Below are 1973 nucleotides of genomic sequence, written 5' to 3' on the forward strand. Positions count from 1 at the left end.
GGTGGCGCAACCACCGCCTCGCACAGCGCCGCCTGCGCCGCCGCGGCGACCATCCCGAGCTCGCCGACAGCGCGCTGACGCCGTCTTCCGAGCTCCCCACCCGAACCGATTCCCACCCTCCGCGCGATGGACTTTGACTACCAGTGGTTCCTGCTCGGCCTGCCGGTCGCGTTCGCCCTCGGCTGGCTGGGCTCGCGCCTCGACCTGCGGCAATGGAAGCGCGAGCAGCGCGACTCGCCGAAGGCCTACTTCAAGGGCCTGAGCCTGCTGCTGAACGAGCAGCAGGACAAGGCGATCGACGCCTTCATCGAAGCCGTGCAGCAGGATCCGGACACCTCCGACCTGCACTTCGCGCTCGGCAACCTGTTCCGCCGCCGCGGCGAGTACGAGCGCGCGGTGCGCGTGCACCAGCACCTGCTGAACCGGGCTGACCTGCCGCGCGCCGACCGCGAACGCGCGCAGCACGCGCTGGCGCAGGACTTCATGAAGGCCGGCCTGTTCGACCGCGCCGAAGAGGCCTACAAGGCGCTCGAAGGCACCGCCTTCGACACCGAGGCGCGCCTCGCGCTGTTGACGCTGCACGAGCGCTCGCGCAACTGGCGCTCGGCGGTCGAGGTGGCGCAGAAGCTCGAGCGCAGCGGCACCGGCTCGTTCGCGTCGCGCATCGCGCACTACTGGTGCGAGCTGACCCTCGATGCCGATGCGCGCCAGCAGCAGGCCGACGGCGACGACGCGCTGCGCCGGGCGCGTAGCGCGGCCCCGCAGGCGGCCCGCCCGATGGTGGTGGCCGGCCAGCGCGCCTTCGCGCGCGGCGACCATGCGCAGGTCATGCAGGCCTGGGGCGAGCTGATGACGACGCACCCGGTCGCTTTCAACCTGGTGGCTCGCGATTATGCGAACAGCGCGATCGCCGCAGGCGACGCCGCCGGTGCCCTGGAACGGCTGCGCGCGCTGTACGGCCGCGCGCCGACGATGGACCTGCTGGCCGCGATCACGCTGCTCGATCCCGGTGCCGCCGTGCAACGCGGCCGCCTGCTGACGCACCTGCAGACGCAGCCCAGCCTGTCGGCCGCGCAGGAGCTGCTGCGCGTCAGCGCCGGCGACACGCTGAGCAGCGACGAGACGCAGGGCCTGCGCGAGGCCATCGGCCGCGCCGCGAAGCCGCTGCAGCGCTACCGCTGCGCCGCCTGCGGCTTCGAGGCACAGCACTATTTCTGGCAATGCCCGGGCTGCCTGAGCTGGGACACCTACCCGCCGCAACGCCTGGAGGATTTGTGATGACGGCTTCGATAGCTCCCGATCGCCTGGCGCGCGCCCGCGTGCTGATCGTCGGCGACGCGATGCTAGACCGCTACTGGTTCGGTGCGGTCGACCGCATCTCGCCGGAGGCGCCGGTGCCGGTGGTGCGCGTGAACCGCGAGGAAGAGCGCCTGGGCGGCGCGGCCAACGTCGCGCTGAACGTCAAGACGCTGGGCGCGCAGGCGACGCTGCTGACGGTGGTCGGCAACGACGAGCCGGCGCAGAAGCTGCAGCGGCTGCTCGAGCAGCAGGGCGTCAACACGGTGCTCGGGCGCGATCCGCAGCTCTACACCATCGTCAAGCTGCGCGTGATCGGCCGCTCGCAGCAGCTGATCCGCGTCGACTTCGAGAACCAGCCCGACCACGAGGTGCTGTCGGCGATGCTGGGCGACTACGAGCGCGAGCTGGCCGGCCACGACGCGGTGCTGTTCTCCGACTACGGCAAGGGCGGGCTCACGCACATCCCGCGCATGATCGAGCTCGCGCGCGCCGCCGGCAAGCCGGTGCTGGTCGATCCGAAGGGCAGCGACTACAGCCGCTACGCCGGTGCCACGGTGATCACGCCGAACCGTGCCGAGCTGGCGCAGGTGATCGGTGCCTGGGGCAGCGAGGCCCAGCTTCACGAGCGCACCCAGGCGCTGCGCCGCGAGCACGGGCTCAGTGCGCTGATGCTG

The 1973-nt window shown here is 71.7% G+C and carries 2 protein-coding genes; both read left to right on the top strand.

Annotated features, from left to right (window positions below):
* Positions 1-126 precede the first annotated feature (126 nt).
* Entirely contained in the window at positions 127-1278 is a 1152-nt protein-coding gene (gene lapB, locus AC1D12_RS31990; protein WP_465114003.1) for a lipopolysaccharide assembly protein LapB, read from the top strand.
* The coding region (locus AC1D12_RS31995) for a bifunctional heptose 7-phosphate kinase/heptose 1-phosphate adenyltransferase (RefSeq protein ID WP_477845191.1) at positions 1278-1973 on the top strand (696 nt) is incomplete at its 3' end. The genes lapB and AC1D12_RS31995, both read left to right, overlap by 1 nt.

Source organism: Rhizobacter sp. P1_G5 (assembly GCF_056405435.1).

What these genes read in the sequence shown, in the direction of transcription:
- lapB (WP_465114003.1), top strand. Translation starts at nt 127, where the DNA reads ATGGACTTTGACTACCAGTGGTTCCTGCTCGGCCTGCCGGTCGCGTTC.